The sequence below is a fragment of the Mesorhizobium sp. M2C.T.Ca.TU.002.02.1.1 genome, from assembly GCF_003997225.1.
Genome location: NZ_RZTO01000608.1, coordinates 1 through 3,841, shown reverse-complemented (window position 1 = coordinate 3,841; position 3,841 = coordinate 1). Strand labels below are relative to the sequence as shown.

The 3,841-nt window shown below is 62.6% G+C and carries 6 protein-coding genes; 2 read left to right on the top strand and 4 right to left on the bottom strand.

Annotated elements, in window-relative coordinates:
• Positions 1–238: 238 nt before the first annotated feature.
• The 4 genes from rplT to infC all read right to left on the bottom strand — a co-directional run bounded on the left by rplT (position 239) and on the right by infC (position 2,468).
• The gene (gene rplT, locus EOD07_RS25985; protein WP_127237447.1) at positions 239–640 is read right to left on the bottom strand and encodes a 50S ribosomal protein L20; all 402 of its coding nucleotides are present in this window, start codon (positions 638–640) and stop codon (positions 239–241) included.
• A gap of 37 nt (positions 641–677) precedes the next feature.
• Positions 678–881 (bottom strand): 50S ribosomal protein L35, encoded by a 204-nt coding sequence (gene rpmI, locus EOD07_RS25980; RefSeq protein ID WP_027166935.1) that lies wholly within the window; start codon positions 879–881, stop codon positions 678–680.
• A 252-nt stretch (positions 882–1,133) separates the two neighbouring features.
• Positions 1,134–1,781, bottom strand: a complete 648-nt coding sequence (locus EOD07_RS25975) for an isoprenylcysteine carboxylmethyltransferase family protein (RefSeq protein WP_127237446.1) — start codon at positions 1,779–1,781, stop codon at positions 1,134–1,136.
• A gap of 150 nt (positions 1,782–1,931) precedes the next feature.
• A complete protein-coding gene (infC, locus tag EOD07_RS25970) occupies positions 1,932–2,468 on the bottom strand; it encodes a translation initiation factor IF-3 (RefSeq protein ID WP_041009911.1) in 537 nt (178 codons plus the stop codon).
• 215 nt (positions 2,469–2,683) lie between these two features.
• Here infC and EOD07_RS25965 point away from each other — a divergent pair, with 215 nt between their 5' ends.
• Positions 2,684–3,454, top strand: a complete 771-nt coding sequence (locus tag EOD07_RS25965; RefSeq protein ID WP_127237445.1) for an alpha/beta hydrolase — start codon at positions 2,684–2,686, stop codon at positions 3,452–3,454.
• A 3-nt stretch (positions 3,455–3,457) separates the two neighbouring features.
• Positions 3,458–3,841 (top strand): benzoate/H(+) symporter BenE family transporter (locus tag EOD07_RS25960; RefSeq protein ID WP_206519557.1); only part of this gene is annotated, 384 nt, incomplete at its 3' end.

Below are 3,841 nucleotides of genomic sequence, written 5' to 3'. Positions count from 1 at the left end.
ATCGCGGCCTCGTCCGAAGCCGCCGCGATGTCGGCCATCAGCGAAGCTTCAAGGGTTTCAAGATTTCCAGCGGTGGCGTTCACGGCGAATTCTTTCTATCGGTGGCTGTCATCAGCGTGCGTCACGATTTTCGTTTCGCAGTACGATTCTTGTTGCAGCAGGCATAAGAAAAACCCGCGCCAGCCGTGCCAGCGCGGGTTCCCCAAATCAGTACTAAAAATGCTTGGGAAGCGCTGGCTTAGGCGACAGCGCTCTCAAAAGCATTCGGCGTGGTGTTCTTCAGGTATTCGAGCGCGACCTTGGCCTTGCCGACCAGCACGGCGAAAGCCTGCGGCTCGTGGATGGCCATGTCCGAAAGGACCTTGCGGTCGATCTCGATGCCGGCCTTGTTGAGGCCGTCGATGAAGCGGCCATAGGTCAGGCCATGCTCATGCACCGCCGCGTTGATGCGCTGGATCCACAGCGCGCGGAACGAGCGCTTGCGGTTCTTGCGGTCGCGGTAGGCATACTGCAGCGACTTCTCCACCGCCTGCTTGGCGATGCGGATGGTGTTCTTGCGGCGGCCGTAGAAGCCCTTGGCGGCTTTCAGGACCTTCTTGTGCTTGGCGTGGGCGGTGACGCCTCTCTTTACGCGTGCCATGTCATGATCTCCTTAAAACGCTGTCCAGACCGAATGCTCAGAGGCCGTTCGGCAGAAAATTCTTGATGACCTTCTTGCCGTCCGGTTCAGCCAGAACCATCGTGCCGCGGGCATCGCGAATGAACTTGTTGGAACGCTTGATCATGCCGTGGCGCTTGCCGGCGGCAGCCGACAGCACCTTGCCGGTGGCAGTAATCTTGAACCGCTTCTTGGCGGCCGACTTGGTCTTCATCTTGGGCATTTTGCTACTCCGTATTGGTGGCGCACCATCGCGCTTCTTTTTCGCTTCGGGCCGACCAAAGCCCGAAAAGCAAATGAAACCGCCACGGCATGCCCTGCCGGGCGGTTTTTGTTTCTTGCTCTGCGTATCGTGCTTTCCGTAAATCAAGGATGATTTCCGGGCCGATACGCGGAACGGCGGTCCTATAGATCAAAGACGGCCTATGTGCAACACCTCGCCGTGCGACGCGCTGTCCTCGCCGTGCACCGTTTCCTACGGCAGCGTGAACCACACCGGCAGCACCCCCGACTGCTGCATGCCATCGATCAGCTCGAAGGCCGGCAGCGCGACCAGGAACACCAGGCCGTCGAGCAGCGTGTTCAACAAGAGACGCGGCTTGAAGCTGCCGGTGTCGCCTTCCTGGTAGAGCCGGAGATTCGGGAAGAAGCGCGGCACTCGGGACAGGTAGGCCGCATAAGGCGCGCCTAGCACCTCCTTCAGATACCGCTCCTCGCGCAGGATGACGATGTGGAAGGCGCCGGCGCAGAGCAGCGAAAAAAGGATGATGCCACTGAACGAGCCGATCTGCGCGCCGACGCCGGCAGCCGCCACCGTCGAGAACAGATAGAGCGGGTTGCGGGTGATCGAATAAGGACCGCCGGTGACCACTTCGGCCGATTTGCGCCCGCCGATATAGAGCGTCGACCACAGCCGCCCGACAATGCCGAGGAAGATCAAGAGCACGCCGAACATCTCGATCGACTCGTGCATCGGCGTGTCCGGCGGAAAGGACGATTGACCGAACAGAAGCGCGGCAAACAGCACCACGATCAGCACGGCCAGCACGATCCGGCGCATATGCTGATAGCCGCCAAGACCTTCCGTCTGCTTGGCGGGCTGAGACTTCACTTCGTCGGTCATGACCAAACCCGATCGTTTGCTCGCGATCGGCAAAAGCCGATCGTCGATTTGCTCGCGATCGCAAAGCGATCGTCGAGGTGCTTGCGATCGGATGAAAAACAGGCGCCCCGCCGATCGTCGGGACGCCTTGCACCATGATTCTGGCGGGATTTAGCGCGGCGCCAGGACCATCATCATCTGGCGGCCTTCGAGCTTCGGCTCCGCCTCGACCTTGGCGATCGTCGACACTTCCTCACGCACCTTGTTCAGAAGCTGCATGCCGAGCTCCATATGCGCCATCTCGCGGCCGCGGAAGCGCAGCGTCAGCTTGACCTTGTCGCCTTCCTCGAAGAAGCGCCGCACGGCCTTCATCTTGGTCTCGTAGTCGTGGCTGTCGATGTTCGGGCGCATCTTGATCTCCTTGATCTCGATGACCTTCTGGTTCTTGCGCGCTTCGGCCGCCTTCTTCTGGTTGGCGTATTTCAGCTTGCCCAGATCGAGGATCTTGACGACGGGGGGCTGCGCGTTGGGCGATATCTCGACGAGATCGAGCCCGGCCTCTTCGGCCAGCAGCAGCGCTTCGTTGATGGAAACTTCGCCACGGTTCTGGCCGTCGGCGTCGATAAGCTGGACCCGGGGCACCCGGATGTCTCGGTTGGAGCGCGGCCCGTCCTTGGTGGGTGCCGCTGCTTTGAAAGGTCTGCGAATGGTCGTGGTCTCCTCGGCCGTTTCGTTCAGGGTTTCTTTAGACAAGAAATAGGTGGACGCGCCTATGTGGTGAGCGCGGGGCGTGAGTCAATAGCATAGTCGCGTCGGAAAATCACCTGCCGCCTGGCAATTGTCTGCACCAAGCAAAGAAACGCCGCGAGCACTTTTCGTTGAACCCCTGCCTGTGCCAAAAGACCGGCCGAAGGGACAAGCTCATGGCCGCCAGCGCTCCGGTTTTCATCGATGTGGACGGGTCGAATATCGCCGTCAGGCAGTCGCCTGGCGCGGCGCCCGGCGTGGTCTGGCTCGGCGGCTACAAATCCGACATGCTGGGCACGAAGGCCGAGACGCTTGCCGCCTGGGCCGCTCGCGAGCGTCATGCCTATCTGCGTCACGACTATTCCGGCCATGGCGAGTCGGGCGGCGCATTCGCCGACGGCACGATCTCCAGATGGCTGGCCGAGAGCCTTGCCGTCTTTCGCCGGTTCAGCAAGGGCAAGCAGATCCTGGTCGGCTCCTCGATGGGGGCGTGGATCGCGCTGCGCATGGTGCAGGAACTGCGCAAGGCGGGCGAAGACCGTGTGGCCGGCCTGGTGCTGCTCGCCCCGGCGCCGGATTTCACCGTCGAACTGATCGAACCGGTGCTGACCGACGCGCAGCGGCGTGATCTCAAGGAAAAAGGCTTCTTCACCGAGCCGTCGGACTATTCGGACGAACCCTATATCTACACGCGCGCGCTGATCGAGGACGGCCGCGCCAACCGGGTGATGACCGGGCCGATCGACACGCATTGTCCGGTGCACATCCTGCAGGGCCTTGCCGATCCGGATGTGCCGCCCGGCCATGCGCTGAAGCTGGCCGCGATGCTGCCCGCCGACGACGTGACGCTGTCGCTGATCCCGGACGGCGACCATCGCCTGTCCCGCCCCGAGGATCTCGAGATGCTCGAACGGGTCGTCGGCGACATGGTCAGGCGGGCCGCCTGAGCGATGCGCATCTCCATCCCGATATCCGCCTTCGTCGCGGCGATCGTCGGTTTCGGCGGCACGCTGGCTCTCGTCATCGCGGCCGCCAAGGCGGTCGGCGCCACGCAGATCGAGACCGCGAGCGGCGTCACCGCGATCTGCCTGGCCATGACGATCGAATGCCTGTGGCTGTCCTGGCGCACGAAGATGCCGGTCATCACCGCCTGGTCGACGCCTGGCCTGGCGCTGATCGCGGCCTCCAGCGGCTTCACGATGCCGCAGGCCGTCGGCGCCTTCATAGTCACCGGCGTCCTTCTGGTCGCCACCGGCCTGTTCAAGCCATTGACCAGGCTGATCGCGCAGATCCCGGCCTCCGTCGCGTCCGGCATGCTGGCCGGCATCCTGGCC

Coding starts and splice junctions, on each gene's coding strand:
- rplT (WP_127237447.1), bottom strand. CDS start 640: ATGGCACGCGTAAAGAGAGGCGTCACCGCCCACGCCAAGCACAAGAAG.
- rpmI (WP_027166935.1), bottom strand. CDS start 881: ATGCCCAAGATGAAGACCAAGTCGGCCGCCAAGAAGCGGTTCAAGATT.
- EOD07_RS25975 (WP_127237446.1), bottom strand. CDS start 1,781: ATGACCGACGAAGTGAAGTCTCAGCCCGCCAAGCAGACGGAAGGTCTT.
- EOD07_RS25965 (WP_127237445.1), top strand. CDS start 2,684: ATGGCCGCCAGCGCTCCGGTTTTCATCGATGTGGACGGGTCGAATATC.